General features: G+C 70.0%; 20 protein-coding genes. 12 read left to right on the forward strand and 8 right to left on the reverse strand.

Annotated features, from left to right (window positions below; all coding sequences use genetic code 11):
- Nucleotides 1–6: 6 nt before the first annotated feature.
- The 3 genes from ACZK4S_RS07670 to ACZK4S_RS07680 form a co-directional block, all read right to left on the reverse strand.
- Nucleotides 7–792, reverse strand: a complete 786-nt coding sequence (locus ACZK4S_RS07670) for an NUDIX hydrolase (protein ID WP_463643885.1) — start codon at nucleotides 790–792, stop codon at nucleotides 7–9.
- Nucleotides 789–2,684: a 1,4-alpha-glucan branching protein GlgB gene (gene glgB / locus ACZK4S_RS07675; RefSeq protein ID WP_463643886.1), complete on the reverse strand. Its 1,896-nt coding sequence runs from the start codon at nucleotides 2,682–2,684 to the stop codon at nucleotides 789–791. Before glgB ends, ACZK4S_RS07670 begins: the two co-directional genes overlap by 4 nt.
- A gap of 87 nt (nucleotides 2,685–2,771) precedes the next feature.
- On the reverse strand, nucleotides 2,772–5,591 hold the full coding sequence (locus tag ACZK4S_RS07680) for an AfsR/SARP family transcriptional regulator (protein WP_463643887.1): 2,820 nt from the start codon (nucleotides 5,589–5,591) through the stop codon (nucleotides 2,772–2,774).
- A 121-nt stretch (nucleotides 5,592–5,712) separates the two neighbouring features.
- Between ACZK4S_RS07680 and ACZK4S_RS07685 the strand changes: the two genes are divergently transcribed.
- Nucleotides 5,713–6,339, forward strand: a complete 627-nt coding sequence (locus ACZK4S_RS07685; protein ID WP_158069023.1) for an RNA polymerase sigma factor — start codon at nucleotides 5,713–5,715, stop codon at nucleotides 6,337–6,339.
- Here the strand turns inward: ACZK4S_RS07685 and ACZK4S_RS07690 are convergent.
- Genes ACZK4S_RS07690 through glgX form a run of 3 tightly spaced genes read right to left on the reverse strand, consistent with a single transcriptional unit; the run spans nucleotide 6,318 to nucleotide 11,662 of the window.
- Entirely contained in the window at nucleotides 6,318–7,469 is a 1,152-nt protein-coding gene (locus ACZK4S_RS07690) for a phosphotransferase (protein ID WP_076058570.1), read from the reverse strand. The genes ACZK4S_RS07685 and ACZK4S_RS07690 overlap by 22 nt on opposite strands.
- Nucleotides 7,466–9,472 (reverse strand): alpha-1,4-glucan--maltose-1-phosphate maltosyltransferase, encoded by a 2,007-nt coding sequence (locus tag ACZK4S_RS07695; protein WP_083665311.1) that lies wholly within the window; start codon nucleotides 9,470–9,472, stop codon nucleotides 7,466–7,468. The genes ACZK4S_RS07690 and ACZK4S_RS07695 overlap by 4 nt, the downstream gene beginning before the upstream one ends.
- Nucleotides 9,473–9,481: 9 nt before the next feature.
- On the reverse strand, nucleotides 9,482–11,662 hold the full coding sequence (gene glgX / locus ACZK4S_RS07700) for a glycogen debranching protein GlgX (protein WP_463643888.1): 2,181 nt from the start codon (nucleotides 11,660–11,662) through the stop codon (nucleotides 9,482–9,484).
- An 84-nt stretch (nucleotides 11,663–11,746) separates the two neighbouring features.
- Here glgX and ACZK4S_RS07705 point away from each other — a divergent pair, with 84 nt between their 5' ends.
- On the forward strand, nucleotides 11,747–12,862 hold the full coding sequence (locus tag ACZK4S_RS07705; RefSeq protein WP_463643889.1) for a cysteine desulfurase family protein: 1,116 nt from the start codon (nucleotides 11,747–11,749) through the stop codon (nucleotides 12,860–12,862).
- Here ACZK4S_RS07705 and ACZK4S_RS07710 read toward each other — a convergent pair.
- Nucleotides 12,859–13,860, reverse strand: coding sequence for a YeiH family protein (locus tag ACZK4S_RS07710; RefSeq protein WP_463643890.1), 1,002 nt, complete (start codon nucleotides 13,858–13,860; stop codon nucleotides 12,859–12,861). The genes ACZK4S_RS07705 and ACZK4S_RS07710 overlap by 4 nt on opposite strands.
- 70 nt (nucleotides 13,861–13,930) lie before the next feature.
- Between ACZK4S_RS07710 and ACZK4S_RS07715 the strand changes: the two genes are divergently transcribed.
- The 7 genes from ACZK4S_RS07715 to gatB all read left to right on the forward strand — a co-directional run bounded on the left by ACZK4S_RS07715 (nucleotide 13,931) and on the right by gatB (nucleotide 20,483).
- Entirely contained in the window at nucleotides 13,931–14,821 is an 891-nt protein-coding gene (locus tag ACZK4S_RS07715) for a LysR family transcriptional regulator (protein WP_463643891.1), read from the forward strand.
- Between the two features lie 29 nt (nucleotides 14,822–14,850).
- Nucleotides 14,851–15,924: a tRNA 2-thiouridine(34) synthase MnmA gene (gene mnmA, locus ACZK4S_RS07720; RefSeq protein ID WP_463643892.1), complete on the forward strand. Its 1,074-nt coding sequence runs from the start codon at nucleotides 14,851–14,853 to the stop codon at nucleotides 15,922–15,924.
- Nucleotides 15,924–16,877 carry a uroporphyrinogen decarboxylase family protein gene (locus tag ACZK4S_RS07725; protein WP_463643893.1) on the forward strand — a complete coding sequence of 318 codons (954 nt, stop codon included), beginning with the start codon at nucleotides 15,924–15,926 and terminating at the stop codon, nucleotides 16,875–16,877. Before mnmA ends, ACZK4S_RS07725 begins: the two co-directional genes overlap by 1 nt.
- Nucleotides 16,878–16,916: 39 nt before the next feature.
- The gene (locus tag ACZK4S_RS07730; RefSeq protein WP_143570844.1) at nucleotides 16,917–17,120 is read left to right on the forward strand and encodes a hypothetical protein; all 204 of its coding nucleotides are present in this window, start codon (nucleotides 16,917–16,919) and stop codon (nucleotides 17,118–17,120) included.
- Between the two features lie 71 nt (nucleotides 17,121–17,191).
- Nucleotides 17,192–17,485, forward strand: coding sequence for an Asp-tRNA(Asn)/Glu-tRNA(Gln) amidotransferase subunit GatC (gene gatC / locus ACZK4S_RS07735; RefSeq protein WP_076058586.1), 294 nt, complete (start codon nucleotides 17,192–17,194; stop codon nucleotides 17,483–17,485).
- Nucleotides 17,482–18,990, forward strand: coding sequence for an Asp-tRNA(Asn)/Glu-tRNA(Gln) amidotransferase subunit GatA (gene gatA, locus ACZK4S_RS07740; protein ID WP_463644134.1), 1,509 nt, complete (start codon nucleotides 17,482–17,484; stop codon nucleotides 18,988–18,990). Before gatC ends, gatA begins: the two co-directional genes overlap by 4 nt.
- Nucleotides 18,987–20,483 carry an Asp-tRNA(Asn)/Glu-tRNA(Gln) amidotransferase subunit GatB gene (gene gatB, locus ACZK4S_RS07745; RefSeq protein ID WP_198928189.1) on the forward strand — a complete coding sequence of 499 codons (1,497 nt, stop codon included), beginning with the start codon at nucleotides 18,987–18,989 and terminating at the stop codon, nucleotides 20,481–20,483. The genes gatA and gatB overlap by 4 nt, the downstream gene beginning before the upstream one ends.
- Here the strand turns inward: gatB and ACZK4S_RS07750 are convergent.
- Entirely contained in the window at nucleotides 20,470–21,078 is a 609-nt protein-coding gene (locus ACZK4S_RS07750; protein WP_463643894.1) for a TIGR03085 family metal-binding protein, read from the reverse strand. The genes gatB and ACZK4S_RS07750 overlap by 14 nt on opposite strands.
- A gap of 42 nt (nucleotides 21,079–21,120) precedes the next feature.
- Between ACZK4S_RS07750 and hisI the strand changes: the two genes are divergently transcribed.
- From hisI to ACZK4S_RS07765, 3 genes are read left to right on the forward strand one after another with little or no spacing between them, the layout of a single operon-like run.
- Nucleotides 21,121–21,456, forward strand: a complete 336-nt coding sequence (gene hisI / locus ACZK4S_RS07755; protein ID WP_143570876.1) for a phosphoribosyl-AMP cyclohydrolase — start codon at nucleotides 21,121–21,123, stop codon at nucleotides 21,454–21,456.
- Complete coding sequence (locus ACZK4S_RS07760; RefSeq protein WP_463643895.1) at nucleotides 21,453–22,943, forward strand: anthranilate synthase component I; 1,491 nt, start codon at nucleotides 21,453–21,455, stop codon at nucleotides 22,941–22,943. The genes hisI and ACZK4S_RS07760 overlap by 4 nt, the downstream gene beginning before the upstream one ends.
- A complete protein-coding gene (locus tag ACZK4S_RS07765; RefSeq protein ID WP_158069024.1) occupies nucleotides 22,940–23,101 on the forward strand; it encodes a Trp biosynthesis-associated membrane protein in 162 nt (53 codons plus the stop codon). The genes ACZK4S_RS07760 and ACZK4S_RS07765 overlap by 4 nt, the downstream gene beginning before the upstream one ends.
- The last annotated feature ends 30 nt before the right edge of the window (nucleotides 23,102–23,131 follow it).

The following is a 23,131-nucleotide window of genomic DNA, read 5'->3' on the forward strand; positions in this document are numbered from 1 at the left end:
GCGGGCTCAGCCGGCGTCGGGGACCGGGCAGCCGTTCTCGGTGAGCCCGGTGTAGCCGTCCAGCATCAGACGGATCCGGCGGGCGGACAGGTCCATGACGTGGGGTTCGACGTCCTCCGGGGCGACCCAGTGGATGGCGACGATCTCGGGGTCGTCGGTGCCGAGCCGCGAGATGGTGTCGTCGTCGAGCACCCCGCCGTCGAAGATGAGCTCCAGCGCATCCGACCAACCGAGGTACGGCGGCATCCAGTCGACGAGCAGTGGCTGGCCGAACCGCACCTCGAGGCCGAGCTCCTCCAGGCACTCGCGCTCGCCGCCGACCCGGGGCGACTCCCCGGGCTCGACGACACCGCCGGGCAGCTCCCAGTCGTCCTTGTAGGACGTCTCCAGCAGCAGCACCCGGCCCTCCGCGTCGCGGAACAACGCATGGGCGATCAGGCGCTTGGTGGGCAGGATCGAATCCAGCACGCCCGAGAAACCCACCTCGCCGTAGACGGGATCGATGGCGAGGCGCGAGTACACGAGGATGTCGCGGAAGACGCCCGGCTGGGGTTCCAGCACGGAGCGCAGGCGCCCCTCGAGCCGGAAGCCAGCGCGGTGCAGCGAGACCCGCGCCGCCGTGTCCCACTCCGGCAGCTCCACCTGGAGCCTGCGCAGGTTGTGGGCGAGGATGGCGTCGTCGGCGGCGAGCGAGATGGCCCGCTTCAGCGTGTCGACGTCGACCTGTTGTTCCTCCCAGCGGAGCGTGCCGACGCCGCCGGTGATGTCGACGGAGACATGGAACTCGCTCACTGACCTGCTGCCCTGCGCAACCAGACCGATCCGAGCGGGGGCACCGTGACGTTGGCGCGCGCCGGCCAGTGGCCCCACGGCTCGTCGATCGCGTGCACCTCGCCGAGGTTGCCGAACTCGCCTGAACCGTCGTAGATGGGCGCGTCAGTGTTGAGGATCTCCTCCCAGCTGCCGTCCATGGGCAGGCCGATCTCGTAGTCCTGGAGCGGCACGGGGGAGAAGTTCACGATGCAGGCGACATGGTTGCCCTGCGAGTCGTGGCGGACCCAGGACAGCGCGTTGTGCCCGGGGTCGTCCGCATTGATCCAGCTGAAGCCGTCAGGGGAGCTGTCCAGCTCGTAGAGCGCGGGGTTGGCGCGGTAGATGAGATTCAGGTCGCGGAAGAGGCGCTGCAGGCCACCGTGCCCCCACAGCTCGCTGACCCACCATTCGAGCGAGACGGATTCGTTGAACTCCGGGCGCTGGCCGAACTCGCAACCCATGAACACCAGCTGCTTGCCGGGGAAGCTCCACATGAAGGAGTAGTAGGCGCGCAGCGTCGCGAACTTGCGCCAGTCGTCCTGCGGGACCTTGTTGATCATGGAGCCCTTGCCGTGCACGACCTCGTCGTGGCTGATCGGCAGGATGAAGTTCTCCGAGTACTGGTAGACCATCGCGAAGGTGAGCAGGTTGTGCTCGTGCTGGCGGTAGACCGGGTCCAGCTGCAGGTAGCGCAGCGTGTCGTTCATCCAGCCCATGTTCCACTTGAAGCCGAAGCCCAGCCCGCCCTCGTGCACCGGCTTGGTGACGCCGGCGAAGCTCGTCGACTCCTCAGCGATCATCAGGACGCCGGGCTCGCGCTCGTAGAGGTGGCGGTTGACGTAGCGCAGGAAGTCGATCGCCTCGAGGTTCTCGCGTCCGCCGTGCTGGTTGGGCACCCACTGGCCCTCCTCACGGGAGTAGTCCAGGTAGAGCATCGAGGCCACGGCGTCGACGCGCAGCCCGTCGACGTGGAACTCCTGGATCCAGTACAGCGCGTTGGACACCAGGAAGCTCTTCACCTCGTTGCGGCCGTAGTTGAAGATGTAGGTGCCCCAGTCCTGGTGCTCGCCCTGCCGGGGGTCAGCGTGCTCGTAGAGCGCGGTGCCGTCGAAGCGGCCCAGCGCCCACGCGTCCTTCGGGAAGTGGCCGGGCACCCAGTCCATGATGACCCCGATGCCCGCCTGGTGCAGGCGGTCGATGAGGTAGCGCAGGTCATCAGGCTTGCCGAAGCGCGACGTGGGGGAGAAGTAGCCGGTGACCTGGTATCCCCAGCTGGGCTCGAAGGGGTGCTCCGCCACGGGCATCAGCTCGACATGCGTGTAGCCCTGCCACTTGACGTAGCTGACCAGTTCTTCGGCCAGGTCCAGGTAGCTCTTGCCCTTGCGCCAGCCACCGAGGTGCAACTCGTAGATGCTCATCGGCTCGGCGTGGGCCTGCGCGGCGCGCCGCTTGGCGATCCACTCGTCGTCGGCCCAGAGGTACTTCGACTCGTAGACGATCGATGCGTTGGCCGGTGCCTGCTCGGAGAACCGGGCCATGGGGTCCACCTTCTCGAGCCACTGGCCGTCGGCCGTCTCGATCCGGAACTTGTAGAGCGTGCCCTCGTCGAGGCCGGGGACGAAGGCGGCCCACACGCCGGTGCCGGGGACGAGGTGCAGCTGGTCGCCGGTCCACCAGTTGAAGTCACCGATCACCTGGACCGAGCGCGCGTTGGGCGCCCAGACGGCGAAGCGGACCCCGGTGACCTCCCGGCCGTCGTCGTTGACGCTGACCACCTTGCTACCGAGGCGCCGCCACAGTTCTGTGTCGCCGCCGCTGTGGAAACCCTCGAAGTCCCACCCGGTCAGTCCGCCGAACTGGTCATGCGCCATGTCTTGCTCCCATCGTGCAGGTCTGCGCGCCAATCTAGCGTGCCCAGGGGTGCGCCGCTGGCGGACCCCGTGGCTACGTGCCTGGTTTCAGGCGTTGGCGACGGTTGCCAGCCAGCGCTGGACCACACCGTCGGGATCGGATCGGCCGATGAGGCGGTTCTCCGCGAATTCGGGGGCCGCCCGCAGCGCGGCCAGCGTCGGTTCGAACAACAGTGCCCACGGTTCGTCGGGATGCAGGCCTGCCCGGTGGGCGACCTCGTCGGCGGCGCCGAGGAAGCGCGCCCCGAGGCCCGGGCGGCCGAGTTGCTGGTGCGCGAGGGCGATGCAGCGCAGCGCCACCACCTCGTGGCGCGTGCGGCACCCCACCTCGTCGAGCTTGGCCAGCACCGTGGTGGCCATGCCGATCGAGGCGGCGGCCCCGCCCTCCGCGAGTTCGACGACGGCTGCCTCGGCCGCGACCGCCACAGCTCCCATCCCCATGGGGTGCCGGGCCGACAACTCCAACATCTCGTCGACGTTGACCCGCGCCTGTGCCACCCGGCCCAGGCGGACGAGGGGCTCCACCAGCCGCCCCAGCGACGCGACCAGATCCTGGGGGTCCCCGTGGCGTCGGAGCTCGGCGACGCTCCGGAAGCCGAGGTCGACGGCGTGCTCAGTGTCACCTGCCGCGTCGGCGGCGACCGCGGAGCAGCCCAGCGCCAGGGCGCGCAGCACCTGGTCGTGGCCGGCCGCCATGGTCGCCTCCTGCGCGCACCGCGTCACCTCCTCCGGCCGGAGGGCGGCGGCGTGGAGGCACCCGACGCTGCACCAGCCCTCGACGACGAGCCGGCTGTGGTACCAGGGCGTGGTTTCCGCCGCACGGAGGGACGCCTCCAAGGCGTCGGGGTCGCCTTCACCGGTCAGGACCACCAACAGCCCCAGCGCGACCTGCAGGGCCACCCTGTCGTCGGGATGCGCGCTCTCCAGCGCACCGTTCAGGACGCGGATGCCCTCGCGCACGCGGGCGGTGGCGAGCCAGAACGGTTCGAGCCACGGCAGCAGGACCCCCGGGTGCCCCGCCTCGCAGGAGAGCGTCACGGCCCGCAACACGGCGGACTGGTCGTCCAGGAGCGCCCGGACCGAGGGCTGCGACCCGTCCGGGGGCCGCACCAGGTCCGTCACGGCGTCGAGCAACGCGTCCCGGGTGGGGCCGTCGGAGTCGCCGAGGGCCTGCGCCACCGGGGGCAGGACGAGGAAATGGTCCGAATCCGTGGGTCCGGTGACGAGGCCCGCGTCCACGAGTTCCATCAGCGCCTGGGGGCTGCGACTCAGCGAGTCGACGAGGTGCCCACTGACGAGTCCAGCAGCCTCCGCCATGGCGCGCAGCAGCATCCGCGCCTCCGGCGAGCAACCGTTGGCCGCCCACTCGACGACGGCGGGGATGCTGCGCCGGGGATCGCGGTCCGTCGTCAGGGCTGCGAGCGCCTCAGGGGACCGGTGCAACTGCTCGACCAGCCGCGCGGGGGACGACACCCTGATCCGCGCGGCGAGGAGCTCGATCGCCAGCGGCAGGCCACCGCTCAGCCGGCACAATTCGCGGATGTCGGCCGCGGAATCCTCCAGATCGATGCCGGGCCTGGCGCGGCGGCAATGCCGGACGAACAACTCCTCGGCCGCCGACGGGCCGCTCGGATCCGACGGGAGCGGGGGCACGACGATCGCCGCCTCCGGGCCGATGCCGACCGCCTGACGGGCGGTCACGAGCACCGTGGCCTCAGGCGCGGCAGACAGCAGGGCGAGCGCGAGGTCTGCGAAACCGTCGAACTGCTCCGCGTTGTCGGCAACGAGGATGCACGGCCCGGCCCTCGCGATCGCCTGCGTCGGATCCCCGTCCCCGATCGGCAACTGGAGGGCTCGGCACCAGGATTCCAGCGCGTCCCTGGGCGTGGACACCTGCATGAACTCCGTCGTGGCCACCCGGCGGCCCGCCGCCCTCAGCCTGTCCACCACGGCGATGCAGAGGGCGGACTTGCCCACCCCGCCGAGGCCGTGGAGCGTCACGAGCCGGTGCGAGCCCACCGCCGAAAGCACGCGCTCGACGAGGTCGCCGCGCCCGACGAGGTCGGCCGTCGGCAGCGAGGCTCCCTGCACTGTCGGCGGAGTGACCGGGGACGGCAGCCTGTGGTTGAGGATGTCGCGCTGCAGCGCCGTGAGCTCGGGTGACGGCTCCACGCCGAGCTCGTCGAGCAGCGTGCGGCGGGCCTGGTGGAACGTCTCCAGTGCGGCACCGGGCTGGCCCGCGTGGTACTGGGCGGCCATCAGTCGAGACCAGGACGCCTCGTCGAGGGGATCGTCGGCCACCAGCGACCGCGCTTCCTCCACCGCGCGCTCCGCACGGCCGCTGCGGAAGAGGGCGATGACGTGGTCGCGGCGGGCGGCGACGTGCCGCTCGGCGATCGCCCGGCGGGTCTGCTCCAACCAGGCCGTCAGGTCCAGCCCCGCCAGCAGCGGGCCCGAGGCGAGCGTGAAGGCCCGTTCCAACACCTCCAGCGCCTGGTCCGGCGCGGCGCTACGGAGGAGGGACTGCGCGCGGGTGACGAGGGCTTCGAACATGGCCACGTCGACGTCGGAGATCCCGCAGGCCAGGGTGTAGGTGGCCCCGTCCCGGACGATGGGGAAACCGAGCGGTTCGACAACCTTGCGTAGCCCGGAGATATGGACCTGGAGGGCGTTGTGCACGCTGTCCGGGGGCTCGTCGCCCCAGAGTGCGGAGACCAGGTCTGGCACGGGGACCGGGCGGCCCGGCCTCAGGGCGAGCGCAGCCAGCAGGACCCGCTGCCGCGTGCCGCTCATCATCACAGGGCCGGCGCCGTCGGCACCCAGCACCCGGGCGGGGCCGAGAAGGCGAATCCGGCAAGCCTTCTCCATCGACACATGGTTGCACGCCCGAGGGGTTCCCAAAGCCCATCCGGTAAGGAAGTTTTAAGAATCCCTTAAGCCGCGGGACGAAGATATGGCTCAGGTCACCGTTGATTTCAGGGGGGACAACATGACGATCACGTCGGTAGGCGACATAGCGGCAAGGACCTTTGCCATCGACGCGGCCCGCGCGGGGGATGAGCGGGCGTTCGGGACGCTACTCGAGCCGCACCGTCACACGCTGTGGTCCGTCTGCCTGAGGATCACCAACGACCCGCGCGACGCGATGGATGCACTGGCGCACACGTTCGGCAATGCGAGGAGGGCGATCACTGACTACAGCGGGCTGGTGGCGTTCGGCCACTGGCTGAGCCTCGTGGCGGCGGGGACTTCTCGAGCCGTCGCCTGGCACCGGCAACGGAGCCCTGAGCCGCCCCGACAGGCGGCACTTCCGGTTCCCGTGTGCACGGATCCCGTCGAGCTGCGGCTGCGGGGGGTGCTGGAGTCTCTGCCTGTGGTCATCAGGGAGGCGTTGGTGCTGCGCGACATCTGTGGATTGACCTACGAGCAGATCGCGGTGCACCAGGTGGTGGGCATCCACACGGTCAAGGCCCGGCTGAGCAGGGGCGGCGGGATTCGACCGCTCCAGGGGGCGCCGGCTCTGGACCGTACCCGTTTCGACCAGTTGCTGCGCGCCGTGCTCGTGAGGCACCGGTTGGCAGTGGCGGGGGCGCTTCAGCCCAGCGTGTCGAGGTAGCCCAGGGGGACGCCGAGCAGGTGGGGGCGGTAGCGCGACTCGTAGGTCGCCTCGTAACCCGCCTTGTCGATCTCGTAGGCGGCCAGCAGGGACGCGTCGATGTCGTCCTGCCCGTAGCCGTGCAGGAAGGCGGACCGGGATTCGGTCAGCCAGGCGTCGTCGGCCCCGCCCGCCGCGGCGGCGTAGGCGAAGGAACGCAGCATGCCGGCGACGTCGCGCAACGGCGAATCCGGCAGGCGGCGCTCCTCGATCGACTTCAGGGGTTCACCCTCGAAGTCGACGTAGATCCACCGGCCCTCGCTGAGGAGGACCTGGCCGAGGTGGCAGTCGCCGTGCACGCGTTGCGTGGGCACCTGGTGGTCCGCGACCTGGGCGAACACGGCCTCGGCGGCGGGCTGATACGGCTCGACGGCGCCCACCTCTGCCACGACGGTGCGGAAACGCCGCCTGAAGTCGTCCGCCAGCCGGGTGCCGTCGGTGGTCGACATCGGGAAATGGGCCGCGAGGCGGTGGTGCACGGTGGCCAGCGCGACGCCCAGCGCCTCCGCGTGGCCGGCGAACCCACGGCCCTCGGAAGCGAATTCGCAGGCCAGCACGTAGCCGTCCTGCGGGGCCTTCAGCGCCTCCAGGAAAACGGCGTAGTCAGTGCCGTCGACCCGCCACGAGCCATAGAGTTCGGCCACCACGCCGCTGCCGGCCAGCGCCCGGTGCACCTCCACATCCGCGTTGACGCCAGGCTCGAGGCGGCGGAACACCTTCGCCAGTAGCTGCGTGCCGTAGAAGATGCTCGTATTGGACTGCTCGCCCGTGTAGCGGTGGGCGGGTAGGCCCTCGGGCACGTCGCGCAGCCGTTCAAAGCCAGGGGCCTCGGTGCGGAGCAGGTCCAGCAGGACCGCGCCGTCGTCGCAGGCGTCAACGGGGTCCTCCCCGCCGCGGTACAGCAGCGGAATGAGGAAGCGTTCCCGGCGTCCGCCGTCGAACTCGACGACGAGCACCGCGGGCCGGAGACGGACCTCGGCGTCTTCCGAGGGGAGCCAATCGCCGTACTCGACGTCGACGGGGCGCCCCTCGCGCCCGGAGAACCACCGCTGCGTGAGCGCGAGGTTCCAGAGAGCGTCCGTGCCGGTCATTCGGCCGTCACATGGAAGATGTGGGCGGGCTTGCCGGGGTAGAGCCGGACGAAGGACTCCCGGCCCCACTGGTATTCCTCGCCGGTCAGCAGGTCGTGCACCTTGACCGTGGCGCGGTTCGGGAAGCCGAGCGCGTCGAAGTCGAGCATGACGGGCGACTCCACCGTGGCGTGCTGGTCCAGGGAGCACACGACCAGGATCACGTCGTCGGCATCGTGCTTGGAGTAGACGATGACCTGATCGTGCGCGGCATGGTGGAGGTGGATGTCGCGCAACTGCTGCAGCGAGGGGTGCTGCTCGCGGATCTCGTTGAGCCGGCCCAACAGGAGGTTGAGGTTGGGCTGCGAATTGTAGTCACGGGGCCGGTACTCGTACTTCTCCGAGTTGAGGTATTCCTCACGGCCTTCTGCCAGCGGCTCATGCTCGAAGAGTTCGAAGCCGGAGTAGACGCCCCAGGTGGGGGACATGGTGGCGGCCAGGATCGCGCGGATCGAGAAGGCGGCCGGGTTTCCCGACTGCAGGTAGAGCGGGTTGATGTCCGGGGTGTTGACGAAGAAGTTGGGCCGGTAGAAGGAGGCCATCTCCGACGACAGTTCGGTGAGGTACTCCTCGAGTTCCCACTTCGCGTTGCGCCAGGTGAAGTAGGTGTAGCTCTGGTGGAAGCCCACCTTCCCGAGCGCGGCCATCATCTGGGGCTTGGTGAACGCCTCTGCGAGGAAGATCACCTCGGGGTTCGTCTCGTAGACCCGGCTCATGAGCCAGTCCCAGAACTCGACGGGTTTGGTGTGCGGGTTGTCGACGCGGAAGATGCTCACGCCGCGGTCGATCCAGAACCGCACGATCCGCAGCACCTCGTGGTAGATGCCCACCGGGTCGAGGTCGAAGTTGACGGGGTAGATGTCCTGGTACTTCTTCGGGGGATTCTCGGCGTAGGCGATGGTGCCGTCCAGCCGGGTGGTGAACCATTCCGGGTGGTCCTGCACCCAGGGGTGGTCCGGCGAGGCCTGCAGCGCCAGGTCGAGTGCCACCTCGAGGCCCAACGAACGGGCCTTCGCGACGAACCTGTCGAAGTCCTCGAAGTCGCCGAGATCCGGGTGGATCGCGTCGTGCCCGCCGTCCGGGGAGCCGATCGCCCAAGGGGAACCGGGATCCTGCGGGCTGGGGTCCAGGGAGTTGTTCTTCCCCTTGCGGAAGGCGGTGCCGATGGGGTGGATGGGCGGCAGGTAGACCACGTGGAAGCCCATGGCGGCGGCAGCCTCCAGGCGCTCGTACGAGGAATCGAACGTGCCCGAGTGCCAGGTGCCGTGCTCGTCCACATGGGCGCCCTGCGAGCGGGGGAAGAACTCGTACCAGGACGAGTACAGCGCGCGTCGACGCTCGACCCGGATGGGGAAGTCAGGCGTGGGGGAGACCATGTCGCGAGGCCCGAAGCGGGCCATGGCCCGCTGGATGGGCCCGGAAGTGACCAGCTCGAGGATCTCCTCGATGTCCGTCTCCGGCGTGATCGTCTCGGCCGCGCCGCGCAGGAGGTGGGCGGCGCCGGCGACCCGCAGCTGGTCCGCGTGCTGGGCGGCCCGCTCCAGGAGGCCACGGCCCTCCATGCAGACCAGCTCGACGTCGACCCCGACCGGGAGCTTCTTCTCCGCGGCGTGGCGCCAGGTGCCCCAGGGATCTGACCAGCCCTCGATGCGGTAGGTCCAGTCTCCCTCCGCGGCCATGCGCACGTGCGCCTGCCAGATGTCGAGGCCCATCGGCTCGACCTGCTTCATGTCGACGCGGCGCTGGGTGCCGCCGGGGGAGGTGAGGATGACCGATGCGTTGACCGCGTCGTGGCCCTCACGGAAGACGGAGGCCTGGATCAGGATGCGTTCATGGACCACGGCCTTGACGGGGTAGGCCCCGCCCTCGATGACGGGAGTGACGCCGGTGACGGGGATGCGGCCGAAGCCTCCGTCGGTCCGGACGATGCGCTTGCTGATACGGGGCGAGATGTCCTCAGTCACGCCGCCAGCCTAGCTGTTGGACGTGCCGCCCGGAATGAGGTCGTACGACGAGGGCTCCGACTCGGCCTGGAGCGCGAGCAGTTCCTTGGAGGTGAGCGGCACTCTGACCCGCATGAGGGCGACGGTGCGACCGGGGATGTCGAATTCGCCGAGCGCGGGCAGCTCACCCTCCGGCAGTTCGCCGTCGTCGCCGGAATGCCAGATGACCTCGTAGGCGTGGCCCCAGGGCATGGTGGGCAACACGATGCGCTGCGGTTCCGGGTCCGAGTTGAACCAGGTGAGGAAGCCCTCGTGGTCGTTGGAGACGTACATCCCCAGCAGGCGGCGGGCGCCGTCGTGCCAGGCGTCCTGGCTCATCTCGCCGTAGCGGCCGTCCATCCAGGTGAGGTCGACGCGCTGCAGGTTCTCGCCGTGCTGGTTGATGATCTCGGTGTGGTAGGCGTAGTCAACCGGCCGGAACGCGCAGTGCCGCTGCCGGATGGCGATGAGGTCGCGGATGCGGTCGCGCACGGCCTGCCATTCGGGGGCGATGTCCCAGTTCACCCAGGACGTGGGCGAGTCCTGGCAGTAGGCGTTGTTGTTGCCCTTCTGCGTGCGGCCGAATTCGTCTCCGGCCGTCAGCATGGGCGTGCCGGCGGCCAGCAGCTGGGTGGCCATCATGTTGAGCACCTGGCGGCGACGCAGCGCGTTGATCTCGGGGTCAGGCGTCTCGCCCTCCCAGCCGTGGTTCCAGGAGCGGTTGTTGTCGCTGCCGTCGCGGTTGGCCTCGCCGTTGTCCAGGTTGTGCTTGACGTCGTAGCTGACCAGATCCAGCATCGTGAAGCCGTCGTGAGCGGTGACGAAGTTGATGCTCGCCTGGGGGTTGCGGCCGGGCTGGTCGAAGATGTCCGGCGAACCGGCCAGCCGGGTGGCCAGCTCCTGGACCCCGTGTACGGCGCCGCGCCAGTAGTCGCGCACGTGGTCGCGGAACCGGTCGTTCCACTCGTACCAGCCGGGACCGTACGCGCCCACCTGGTAGCCGTAGGGGCCGACGTCCCACGGTTCGGCGATCATCTTGATGCCGTCGAAGGTGGGGTCCGCCGCCACGAGTTGCTTGAAGGCGTGGTTTTGGTCGACGTGGTGCTGGGCGTCGCGGATCATGGTGGTGGCCAGATCGAAGCGGAAGCCGTCGACGCCCATCTCCGTGACCCAGTAGCGCATCGAATCCATCACCAGTTGCAGGGCCATGGGGTGGGCGGTGTTGACGGAATTGCCGGTGCCCGTGACGTCGTAGTCGTCGCGGCGGTCGTTGGTGAGGCGGTAGTACGCGTCGTGGTCGATGCCCCGCATGGACAGGGTGGGGCCCTGGTGGCCACCCTCTCCGGTGTGGTTGTAGACCACGTCGAGCAGCACCTCGATGTCGGCCTCGTGCAGAGCGGAGACCATGGCCTTGAACTGGGACACCTGGTCGCCGACGGTGCCGCGCGGCGCGTAGAAGGCGTGCGGGGCGAAGAAGCCGAGCGTGTTGTAGCCCCAGTAGTTGCGCAGGCCCTTGGCCACGATGAACGGCTCGGAGACGAAGTGGTGCAGCGGGAGGAACTCGACCGCGGTGACGCCCAGGTCCTTGAGGTAGGCGATGACCGCCGGGTCCGCCATGCCGAGGTAGGAACCGCGCAGGTGCTCCGGCACGCTGGGGTGCATCTTGGTGAAGCCCCGCAGGTGCGTCTCGTAGATGATCGTCTCCGACATCGGCCGGCGCTTCTCGATGGCCTTGGGTGGCGGGGTGTCGCGCACCACCACCGACAGCGGCACGGCTCCGAAGGAATCCCAGGTGGAGATGGTGAAGGGGTCGCCCGGCACGTGGTCGAGGATGGGGCCACGGAAGTCGACGCCGCCGCTGATGGCGCGGGCGTAGGGGTCCAGCAGGAGGCGGGCCGGATTGAAGCGGCTGCCCGCACTCGGGTCCCACGGGCCGTGCACCCGGTAGCCGTAAGCCTGGCCGGCGCCGATGCCCGGGATCTCGACGGTCCAGATCCCCTGGTCATCGGCAGCCATGTGGTGGTTGAACTGATGGTTGGTCTGATCCACCAGCACCAGCTCGACTGCCGTCGCGCGGGGTGCCCACAACCCGAAGCGAACTCCGGCGTCAGTGATGTGGGCTCCGAGGAAGCGGCTGTCAGGTGCCGGTTGGGGGATCATGCTGTCTTTCATCAGAGGATGGAACGGCGTTTCATTCTGCCACCGGGGCCGGGTTTGGGCTAATTGGTCTGCGCGCCGCGCCTCTAGGCTGAGGTTATGTCGGTCTACCTCGATCACGCCGCTTCGTCCCCCATGCGCGGGGACAGTATAACGGTGTTCACGGAGCTCGCTTCCCTCGTGGGGAACCCCTCCTCACTGCACCGGCCGGGCCAGCGGGCGCGCGCGATCCTGGAGGAGGCGCGCGAGGAACTGGCGGTGGCAGTGGGCGCCCATCCGACAGAGGTCGTCTTCACGTCGGGGGGTTCCGAGGCGGACAGCATCGCCGTGCTCGGGGGGTGGGCGAAGCGACGCGACGAGGGACGGGACCGATGCCTGGTGTCCGCCGTCGAGCATCCGGCCGTCCTGGGCGCCGTCCAGTGGGGCGCGGAAACCATCCCGGTCACGTCGGAGGGGTGGGTGGACGTCGCGGAGGCCGCACACTTGATCGACGAGCGGGCCGGCGTCGTCTCGGTGATGGCGGTCAACAATGAAACGGGGATCGTGCAACCGGTCGACGACATCCGCGGCCTGGCCGAGCGGGTGGGCGCGTGGCTGCACGTGGACGCGGTGCAGGCGCTCGGGCACCTGCCCGTCGACTTCGCGGCCAGCGGCGCGGACCTGATGTCGCTGTCCGCCCACAAGATCGGCGGGCCGGTGGGCGTCGGTGCGCTGCTCGCCAGGCGCGAGGTGGTGCCGCGGGCCACCGGCCTGGGCGGCGGCCAGGAGCGGGAGGTGCGCTCGGGGACGGTGCCGGTGATCCTGGCGGCGGCCTTCGCGCGGGCCGCGAGCACCGCCGTCGGGTCGCTGCCTGAGGAGGCTGGACGGCTGCGCGGCGTCAGCCGACGGATCGCAGCGGCGGCGGTCGGCGCCGGTGGCCGGCTCAACAGCCGTGACGACGGCGCACCGCACATCGTCAACGTGACCTTCGACGGCATCAGGGCCGACGACCTCCTGTTCCTGCTGGACCAGCGAGGTGTGCACGCCTCCGTCGGGTCTGCCTGCAGGGCCGGGGTGCACCAGCCCAGCGACGTGTTGCTGGCGATGGGCCGTACCCCCGACGAGGCGACCCAGTCGCTGCGGTTCTCTGTGGGCTGGTCGACGACGGATGCCGACATCGACGCCTTGTGCCAGGTGCTCCCTGAGGCGCTGCAGCAGGCGCGGGCGGCGTTCTAGTCCAGGACCAGGGCGCCGGCGAGCCCGATCGATGTGATGATGCCGGTGGCGACGGTGGCAAGGATGAACGGCTTGCCGCCCACCTTCAGCATGGACTTCACGTGCACCCCCAGCCCGAGCGCGAACATCGCGGCGGCGAGGAGCAGCTTCTGCCCCACCGCGATCGCGCCCAGCGCGGCCCCCGGCAGGATGCCGACGGTGCGCACGAGCATGGCGATGACGAAGCCGGCGATGAACAGCGGCACGATCGGCGGCAGCGCGGAGGTGGCGTCGGCGGCCGCGCGGCGGCGGCGCCCCATGGCCAGCAGGGCGACCATGGGTGCGAGGCACAGGACGCGGGCCAGCTTCACCGTGACCGCCACGGGCAGCGCCTCTTGGCCGATCAGGCCGGCGGCGGCCACCACCTGCGCCACCTCGTGCGTCGAGGCGCCCACCCACATGCCGCCCGCCTGGGCGCCGAGGTTCAGGGCAGCCACCGCGAGGGGCAGCAGCGGGATCAGGAGGGTGCCGAACACCACCACCAGGGCGACGGCGGTGGCAGTGTCGTTCTCGTCGGCGTCGGTGACCGGCTCGACCCCCACCACGGCGGCGGCACCGCAGATCGAGAAGCCGGCGGCGATCAGGGTGCTCTGCGCCATGGACAACCCGAGCCGCCTGCCCAGGAGTCGCGTCGTGAAGAAGGTGACGCCGACGGCGGCCACCACCAGCAGGAGCGTGCCGGCGCCGAGCCCGAGCACTGCGACGAGCGACACCTGGAAGCCCAGCAGCACGATGCCGATCCGCAGCACGCGCTTGCCCGCGACGGCGACACCCGGTGCCCATGAGGCCGGTTGCCCGGCGAGGTTCCGCCAGAGGACGCCGAGGATGATCGCCACCAGCAGCGGGCTGAGGGTGGGGACCACCTGGCCGATGGCGACGGCGAGCAGGGCTGCGGCGAAGGCTGCGGCGAGCCCTGGCAGGACGGAGGTGCTCGTTCTGGCGGCTGTTGCTGTGGTCACAGAAAGAGTGTGGGGAATGCCGGGCCGGGCGCGGTAACCCGCTTCGGACATGAGGGCATATGCTCCTGATATGTCTCTGCCCCATGAGCCCGGCGTCGCCGCCCTGCGCCTGTTGGTTGCGGTCGCCGACGAGGGCGGCCTGGGTGCCGGTGCCCGGGCTGTGGGGATGGCCCAGTCGAACGCCAGCCGGACCCTGGCCGGCCTGGAGCAGCGGCTCGGGCTCACGCTGGTCACCCGGAGTGCCGCCGGTTCCACGCTGACCGCCGACGGGGAGCTCACCGTCGAATGGGCGCGCAGCGTGGTGGTGGCGATGGACCGCCTGCTGCAGGGGGTCGCCGCGCAGCAGTACGAGGGCCGCGACCTGGTGGTCTCCGCCAGCATGACGATCGCCGAGTACCTCGCGCCCAGTTGGCTGGCCGCCATGCGGCGCGACCATCCCGGGGTCGCGGCCAGCATGGTGATCCACAACTCGGCCGACGTGGTCGACGACGTGCGCCGCGGACGGGTGGGCCTCGGGTTCGTGGAGGGCCCGGAAGTGCCCGGCGACCTGCAGCGGGTCCGCGTCGGCACCGACCGGCTCGTCGTGGTGGTCGCTCCGGAGCATCCCTGGGGGGACAGGCGAGGGGGCGTCACCGTCGAGGAACTGGCCGTCACGGCACTGGTGGAACGGGAACGTGGCTCGGGCACCAGGTCGTTCCTCGATCAGGCGGTACCCGGCCGCCGGGCGGCCCCCCTCGTGGAGCTCCCGAGCAACGGCGCGGTGGTCGCTGCCGTGGCGGCGGGGCTGGGGCCCGCCGTCCTCTCCATCCACGCGGTCCTCAGCGGGTTGGTCGCCGGCAGGCTGTTGGCGGTGCCGATCGTCGGCGGCAACATCGAGCGTGACCTGCACGCCGTCTGGCTGGGGCCGTCCGAACCCACGGGCCCCGCCGCCCTTTTTCTGGCCACGGCGATGGGCGCCTAGACTTGGGTGCCGATCACCCAAGGAGGGCCATGCGGGTTCTGGTTGCCATGTCAGGCGGAGTGGACTCCGCCGTCGCCGCCGCGCGCCTCGTGGCCGAGGGCCACGATGTGACGGGCGTGCACCTGGCGCTCTCGAAGAACCCCGCGTCGTACCGCTCCGGAGCCCGCGGCTGTTGCTCGCTGGAGGACTCGCACGACGCCCGCCGCGTCGCCGACAAGCTGGACATCCCCTTCTACGTGTGGGATTTCGCTGAGGAGTTCCACGAGGCGGTCGTCGAGGACTTCATCGCCGAGTACCAGGCCGGCCGCACTCCCAACCCCTGTCTGCGGTGCAACGAGAAGATCAAGTTCGCCGCCGTGCTCGACAGGGGTGTTGCGCTGGGCTTCAACGCAGTCGCCACGGGGCATTACGCGGACCTGCAGCGCCACGACGACGGGTCGGTGTCACTGCACCGCGCTGCTGACGCCGCCAAGGACCAGTCCTACGTGCTGGGCATGTTGAACCAGGAGCAGTTGAGCCGCTGCCTGTTCCCGCTGCACGACGTGGAGAAGCCCGTGGTGCGCCAGGAGGCGGCCGCGCTCGGTTTCGGCGTGGCGAAGAAGCCCGACAGCCACGACATCTGTTTCATCGCCGACGGCGACACCCAGGGCTTCCTGTCGCGCTACCTCGACGACAGGCCGGGCCCGATCATCGACGCCGACGGGCAGGTGCTCGGCGAACACCAGGGCCACCACCGCTACACCGTCGGCCAGCGCAAGGGCCTCGACCTGCGCGTCCCCGCCCCCACGGGCGAACCACGCTACGTGCTGAGCATCGAGCCGGTGAGCAACACCGTCGTCGTGGGTGCCCGCGAGGATCTCGCGGTGCGTTCCCTGCGCGGCATCCGTCCCACCTGGACGGAGTCGCCCCTCCAGGGCCCCTGGCGCGGTCACGCCCAGTACCGGGCGCACGGCATCCCGCAGGACGCCACGATCTCCCTTCTCGACGGCGACCTGGCGGTGGCGCTCGACGAGCCCGCCTCCGGAGTGGCCCCAGGCCAGACCGTCGTCGTCTACGACGGCAGCCGCGTGGTGGGCTCGGCCGTCATCGCCGAGGCGCGTTGATGCGGATCACCGCTGCCGGGTCGCTGCCCGGCACGGATTTCCGTGGCGCCCTCTCCTCGATGGCAGAGGCGCTGCCCGACGTGCTGCCGCTGCCGGAATTGCCCGCCAGGGGAGTGGCCTCGGCGATGATCGGGCGCACGCTGGGCCTCATCGGCGGGCTCGCGTTCGACCTGCAGCCCGCCGGGTGGCGGCTCACCCACCACCCGGACGCCGAACATCGGCGCGCGAGGGCACAGTGGCGCCACGACCTGGACGATGCGGAAGAACTCCTGCAGGGTTTCGCGGGCACCCTGAAGGTCGCCGTCACAGGGCCGTGGACGCTGGCCTCGTCTGTCGAGCGTCCCACCGGCGACCGGCTGCTGGCAGATCACGGGGCGCGTCGGGAGTTGGCTGAGGCCCTCGTCGAGGCGGTGGCCTTGCTCCGGGGTGAGTTCGGCCGGCGCCTGCCCGACGCGACCGTGCTGGTGCAGGTGGACGAGCCGGCGCTCGGCGCCGTCGTCGGGGGCGACATCCCCACCGCGAGCGGTTTCAGCAGGCACCGGAGTGTCTCGGAGGCTGATGCCGTCGAGGCCCTGAAGCCCTTCGCCGACGGTGCCCTCCTGCACAACTGCGCGCCCGGCCGCTGGCTGGAACTGGCCCGGCGCGCCGGGTTCGCCGGGGCCGCCGTCGATTCCCGCCTGGCGGATCTGGATGAGTTGGCGCAGTGGGCCGACGAACGCCGCACCCTGGTGCTGGGCGTCGTCGACACTGGCCTGGGGCAACCGCAGGGGGTGGATGCCCTGGTGAACGAAGCCCTGCGCGTGCTCCGGGCGATCCAGGCAGAGGGCGGCGACCACCTGCTGCTCGGCACTGCCTGCGGGCTGGCCGGGTGGCGGCAGACGGACGTCGTGCCGCAGTTCGACGCCCTCGCCCGCGCTGCCTCCCTCACCGAGGAACTCCTCGGCCAGGGCTGAGGGGATGGGCAGTGCGCCGCCAGCGCCTAAGCTGGGCAGGTGCGCATGTTCTCCAACCTGAACCTCGACGGCCAGACGCCCACCCGGGTGCAGCCGGCCCGTGGCTCGTGGGGCGCCCGTGGCGTCCCCGGCACGCGGTGGAAGAAGTTCCAGCGCATCATCGTGCCGGTTATCACCTTGGCCATCGCCACCGGGCTGTTCTTCCTGGGGCGCATGTTCTACCTCATCCTCACCGGGGGATGACCCCCGCCGTCTACCCCTAAGATGGGGCAGGCCGCATCCTGCGGCACCGCACCAACCGAGGGAGTATCGACGTGGGTCTCACCGCCGACGACGTGGCCCGGCTGGGCGCTCTGGCCCGCATCCAGCTCACCGAGCAGGAGTGCGCGGAGCTTGCCCCCGAGCTGGACGTCATCCTGGAATCCGTCCGCAGCGTGTCGGAGGTCGCGGGCCCCGACGTGCCGACGGCAACCCACGCCCTCCCTGTCAGCAACGTGTTCCGCGACGACGTGGTCACCCCCGGCCTCACGCAGGAGCAGGCACTCTCCGGCGCGCCGGACCACGAGGACGGCCGCTTCCGCGTGCCCCAGATCCTGAGCGAGGACTGAGCCAGATGATCACGAAGTCCGCCGCTGAACTGGGCCGGCTGATGGCCGCCCGGGAACTGACCTCCGAGGAACTCACCCGCGCCTGCCTCGAGCAGATCGAGGCGCTCAACCCCGCCCTGAACGCGTTCCTGGCCGTCGACGCTGAGCACGCGCTCGAGCAGGCACGCGCCGTGGACCAACGCCGCGCAGCCGGCGAGGAACTGGGTCCACTGGCCGGCGTGCCCGTGGGGGTCAAGGACAACTACTGCACCACCGACTTCCCGACGACGTGCGGCTCCCGCATGCTCGAAGGCTGGGTGCCGCCCTACGACGCCACCGTCGTGGCTCGCCTGCGCGATGCCGGCCTGGTCATCATCGGCAAGACCAACATGGACGAATTCGCGATGGGCTCCTCGACGGAGACCTCCGCTTTCGGCCCCAGCCGCAACCCGTGGGACACGGACAGGGTGCCCGGCGGTTCCGGCGGCGGCTCGGCAGCGGCCGTCGCGGCGTTCATGGTGCCGTTGGCGATCGGCTCCGACACCGGCGGCTCGATCCGCCAGCCGGGTGCCGTCACCGGCACCGTGGGCGTGAAGGCCACCTACGGCGGCTCGTCGCGTTACGGCCTGGTGGCCATGGCCTCCAGCCTCGACCAGCCCGGCCCCTGCGCCCGCACCGCCGAGGACGCGGCCCTCCTCCAGGAGATCATCAGCGGCCACGACCCGCGAGACTCCGCGTCGCTCGACCAGCCCGTACCCCAGCTCGTGGCGGCGGCGCAGGCCACCGACCTCAAGGGCATGAAGGTGGGCATCGTCACCGAGTTCAGGGGCGACGGCTACGAGGAGGGCGTGCTCGAGCGCTTCCACGAGGCGGTGGAACTGCTGCGTCAGGCCGGGGCCGAGGTCGTCGAGGTGTCCTGCCCGGCATTCACCTACGCGCTGCCCGCGTACTACCTCATCCAGCCGGCGGAGCTCAGCTCGAACCTGGCCCGCTTCGACGGCATGCGCTACGGCCTGCGCGCCGGCGACGACGGCTCCCGCTCCGCGGAAGAGGTCATGAACCTCACCCGCGAGGCCGGCTTCGGCCGCGAGGGCAAGCGCCGCATCATCATCGGCACCTACGCCCTCTCCGCGGGCTACTACGACGCCTACTACGGCTCGGCGCAGAAGGTCCGCTCGCTCATTCAAGCGGATTTCGACCGCGCCTTCGAGGTGGTCGACGTGCTGGTCTCGCCCACCACGCCCACCACCGCGTTCAAGGTGGGGGAACGGATGACAGACCCCATGAGCATGTACCTGGCAGACCTCTGCACCATCCCGTCGAACATGGCGGGCAACGCCTCCGGCTCGTTCCCGTCGGGCCTCAGCGACGGCCTGCCCACCGGCCTGCAGGTCATGGCCCCGCCCATGGAGGACGCCCGCGTCTACCGGGTCGGTGCAGTGCTGGAGCGGGCGCTGGAAGCGCAGTGGGGCGGCCCGATGTGGCGCGAAATGACTCAGCTCGAGGGATCGAAGGCGGTTTACTGATGACTGAACTGGTCGATTACGACGATCTCCTCACCCGGTATGAGCCTGCGCTGGGTCTCGAGACCCACGTCGAACTGAACACCAACACCAAGATGTTCTGCGGTTGCGCCAACGAATTCGGCGGCGACCCGAACACCCACGTGTGCCCCGTGTGCCTGGGCCTGCCCGGCTCGCTGCCGGTGATCAACGGCAAGGCCGTCGAGTCCGCCATCCGCATCGGTCTGGCCCTGAACTGTCAGATCGCCGAGTGGTGCCGCATGGCCCGGAAGAACTACTTCTACCCGGACATGACCAAGAACTTCCAGACCTCCCAGTACGACGAACCCATCGCCTTCGACGGCTGGGTCGAGGTCGAGGTCGACGGCGAGACCTACCGCGTCGAGATCGAGCGCGCGCACATGGAGGAGGACGCAGGCAAGGCGACGCACGTGGGCGGCTCCGGCCGCATCCAGGGGGCGGACTATTCGCTCATCGACTACAACCGTGCAGGCGTGCCCCTCATCGAGATCGTCACCCGGCCCATCCTGGGCGCCGGTGACAAGGCGCCCCAGGTGGCACGCGCCTACGTGGCGCAGCTGCGCGACCTGCTCAAGGCCCTCGGCGTGTCCGACGTGCGGATGGAGCAGGGCTCGCTGCGCTGCGACGCGAACGTGTCCATCGCCCCCGTCGGGAGCGACAAGCTCGGCACCCGCACCGAGACGAAGAACGTCAACTCCCTGCGCTCCATCGAGCGCGCGGTGCGCTACGAGATGACGCGGCAGGCTGCCATCCTCGACGCCGGTGGCTCCATCGTGCAGGAGACCCGCCACTGGCATGAGGCCGACGGCACCACCTCGGCCGGCCGCGTGAAGTCCGACGCGGAGGACTACCGCTACTTCGCGGAGCCGGACCTGATGCCGATCGCGCCGTCGCGCGCCTGGGTGGAGGAACTGCGCGCCACACTGCCGGAACCGCCGACGGAACACCGTCGCCGCCTCCAGGGCGAGTGGGGCTTCAACGACACCGACTTCAGCGGCATCGTCAACGCCGGTGCCCTGGCGCTGGTGGAGGACACCGTCGCCGCAGGTGCCTCGCCGGCCGCCGCCCGTAAGTGGTGGGTCTCAGACCTCTCCCGCAGGGCCAACGAAACCGGAATCGAGCTGGAGGACCTCGCCATCACTCCCGTTCAGGTGGCTGCGGTGCAGGCGCTGGTGGACGAGGGCAAGGTCAACGACCAGCTCGCCCGTCAGGTCATCGACGGGGTGCTCGCCGGCGAAGGGGAACCCGCCGTGGTCCTCGAGAAGCGTGGCCTCGCCGTCGTCTCCGATGAAGGCGCCCTGGGTGCCGCCGTCGACGAGGCGATCGCCGCCAACCCGGACATCGCCGAGCGTATCCGCGGCGGCAAGGTCCAGGCGGCCGGTGCGCTGATCGGTCAGATCATGAAGGCCATGCGCGGCCAGGCCGATGCAGCCAAGGTGCGCGAACTGATCCTCGCGAAGCTCACAACGGACTGATCGCGGTACGCCACGCGTCGATGGCGGCCGTCTCGCCCGTGAGCGTGACGTCGCCCTCGCGCTGGCTCAGGTGCAGGAGCAGTTCCGACGGCAGCCCGGCGAGGTGCACGGTGCGGTCCCCCTGACCGATCTGGTGTTCGTAGCCTGTGTCCGTGCGGGTCATGAGCAGCCGCCCGCCGAACCGCATCTGGGCACGCCTGGCCAGGACCTTCGCCAACGGCCACAGGTGCTCCTGCTCCTCGGCGGTGAGCGTCTGCGAGCGGCCGTTGGCCCGCAGGACGTCCTCGTGGTGGATGAAGAGCTCTGAGGAGTTCACCAGCTGATCCAGCGGCCGCATGATCCAGCCGGGCCTGCGGACGGCCTCCACCAGCGGCAGGAACCCGCGGCGGTGCAGCTCGAGGTTCTGGACGCGCTCGGTGTGCCCGGCGAAACGCTCGGAGCCGATGCCGGGCAGGGCGTCCAGGCGGTGTTCACGGACGTACAGGTGGGCGGCCAGGTCCTGGGTCTGCCAGCCCTCACACATGGTGGGGGCGAACGGCCCCAGTTCTTCGAGCAGGTCTGCAAGGGCGGCGCGCTGGCGGTGGACGAACTTCATATGGGCAGTCTAGGAGGGGGTTCGCACAGGTGCGGCACAATGATGCTCATGCCGACTGTGACCTACAACTCCGACGGGCTGGTGCCCGCCATCGCCCAGGACGCAGAGACCCGCGAGGTCCTGATGATGGCCTGGATGAATGAGGAGGCGCTGCGCCGCACCCTCACCACCGGCAAGGCCACCTACTGGTCGAGGTCCAGGCAGGAATTCTGGGTCAAGGGGGAGACCTCCGGCCACCACCAGGCCATCGAGAGCGTGAGCGTCGACTGCGACGGCGACACCATCCTGCTCAGGGTGCGCCAGACCGGCGCCGCCTGCCACACCGGCAACCGCACCTGCTTCTTCACCCCTCTGACCGCTCAGGACACCGCCCAGTGATCGTCTCTCCCACGCTCGACGAGTTCGTCGAACTCGCGAACCATCGTCGCGTCATCAGCGTGCACGCCAAGCTGCTCGCGGACGACCTCACCCCCGTCGCGCTCTATCAGGCGCTGTGCGGCGCCCGGGAGGGAACGTTCCTGTTCGAATCCGCAGACGCGGGTGTCTGGTCGCGCTACTCCTTCGTGGGCGTGCGTTCCGCAGCCATGCTCACCGAGCGCGACGGCCAGGCGGCCTGGATCGGCCGCGAGCTGGTGGGCATCCCCGCCGACGGCGACCCGCTCGTCGTCCTCCGCGAAACCCTGGCGGAGCTGGCTACCCCGGCGACCCCCGGCCTGCCGCCGTTCCACGCGGGCATGGTGGGCTACCTGGGCTACGACGTGGTGCGCCGGCTCGAGAAGCTGCCCGAGACCACCGTCGACGAACTTGAACTGCCGGAACTGGTCATGATGCTCAGCTCCGAACTGGCCGTGCTGGACCACCACCGCGGCGAACTCTGGCTCATCGCCAACGCCATCAACTACGACGGCACGCCGGAGGGCGCGGAGCGCGCCTACTACGACGCCGTGGCCGCCGTCGAGTCCATGGCGGAGCAGGTGCGCCAGCCCCGCGTCGCGCTGGTGTGCCAGGAGGGTGAGCCCCGCACGCCCGAGGTCAATCGCCAGCGCACGCCGGAGGAGTTCCGCTCGATGGTGGACGAGGTCAAGGGCGAGATCCGTGCGGGCGAGGCCTTCCAGATCGTCGTGTCGCAGCGCTTCGACATCCCCACCAGCGCGGACGCGTTCGAGGTGTACCGCGCACTTCGGCTCACCAACCCCAGCCCCTACCTGTACCTGATGCGCCTGCCGGGCTTCGACATCGTCGGCTCCAGCCCGGAGGCACTCGTCACGGTGCAGGACGGCGTGGCCACCACGCGGCCAATCGCCGGTTCGCGGCCCCGGGGCCGGACACCGGAAGAGGACCGCCTGATGGCGGAGGAACTGCTGGCAGACCCCAAGGAGAAGGCGGAGCACCTGATGCTCGTGGACCTGGGCCGCAACGACCTGGGCCGCATCTGCGAAGCCGGTTCGGTCACCGTCCACGAGTTCATGAACGTGCGCCGCTACAGCCACATCATGCACCTGGAGGCCGCGGTTTCCGGCCGGGTCGAGGCGGGCCGCACCGCCCTCGACGCGACGCTGGCCTGCTTCCCGGCCGGCACGTTGTCGGGCGCGCCCAAGGTGCGGGCCATGGAGATCATCGACCGGCTGGAGGTCTCGCGGCGGGGCCTGTACGGGGGAGTGGTGGGCTACTTCGACTTCGCCGGCAACTCGGACGTGGCCATCGCCATCCGTACCGCGGTGCTGGCCGACGGTGTCGCCTATGTCCAGGCCGGCGCCGGCGTCGTGGCGGATTCGGTACCGGAGACGGAGGATGCCGAGTGCTCCCACAAGGCGCGCGCCGTCATCGCGGCGATCGGGCGAGCAGAAGCCATGGCGACGGCATGACCGAGGTCATCTGGCCCATCCTCGGGGTGCTGGCCTCGGGCGCGCTGCTCTTCTGGTTCTGGAAGCCCCGGCGCCGCCCGAAAGTGCAGTCGCCGGAGCAGCCGGAGGACCTCTGGAAGGCGATGGACGACGGTGCCGACCCGACTGATAGAGGGTAGGCTCGGGGGCTGAACCCCCCTCGTTCAGAG

Source organism: Tessaracoccus zhenghani (assembly GCF_055326325.1).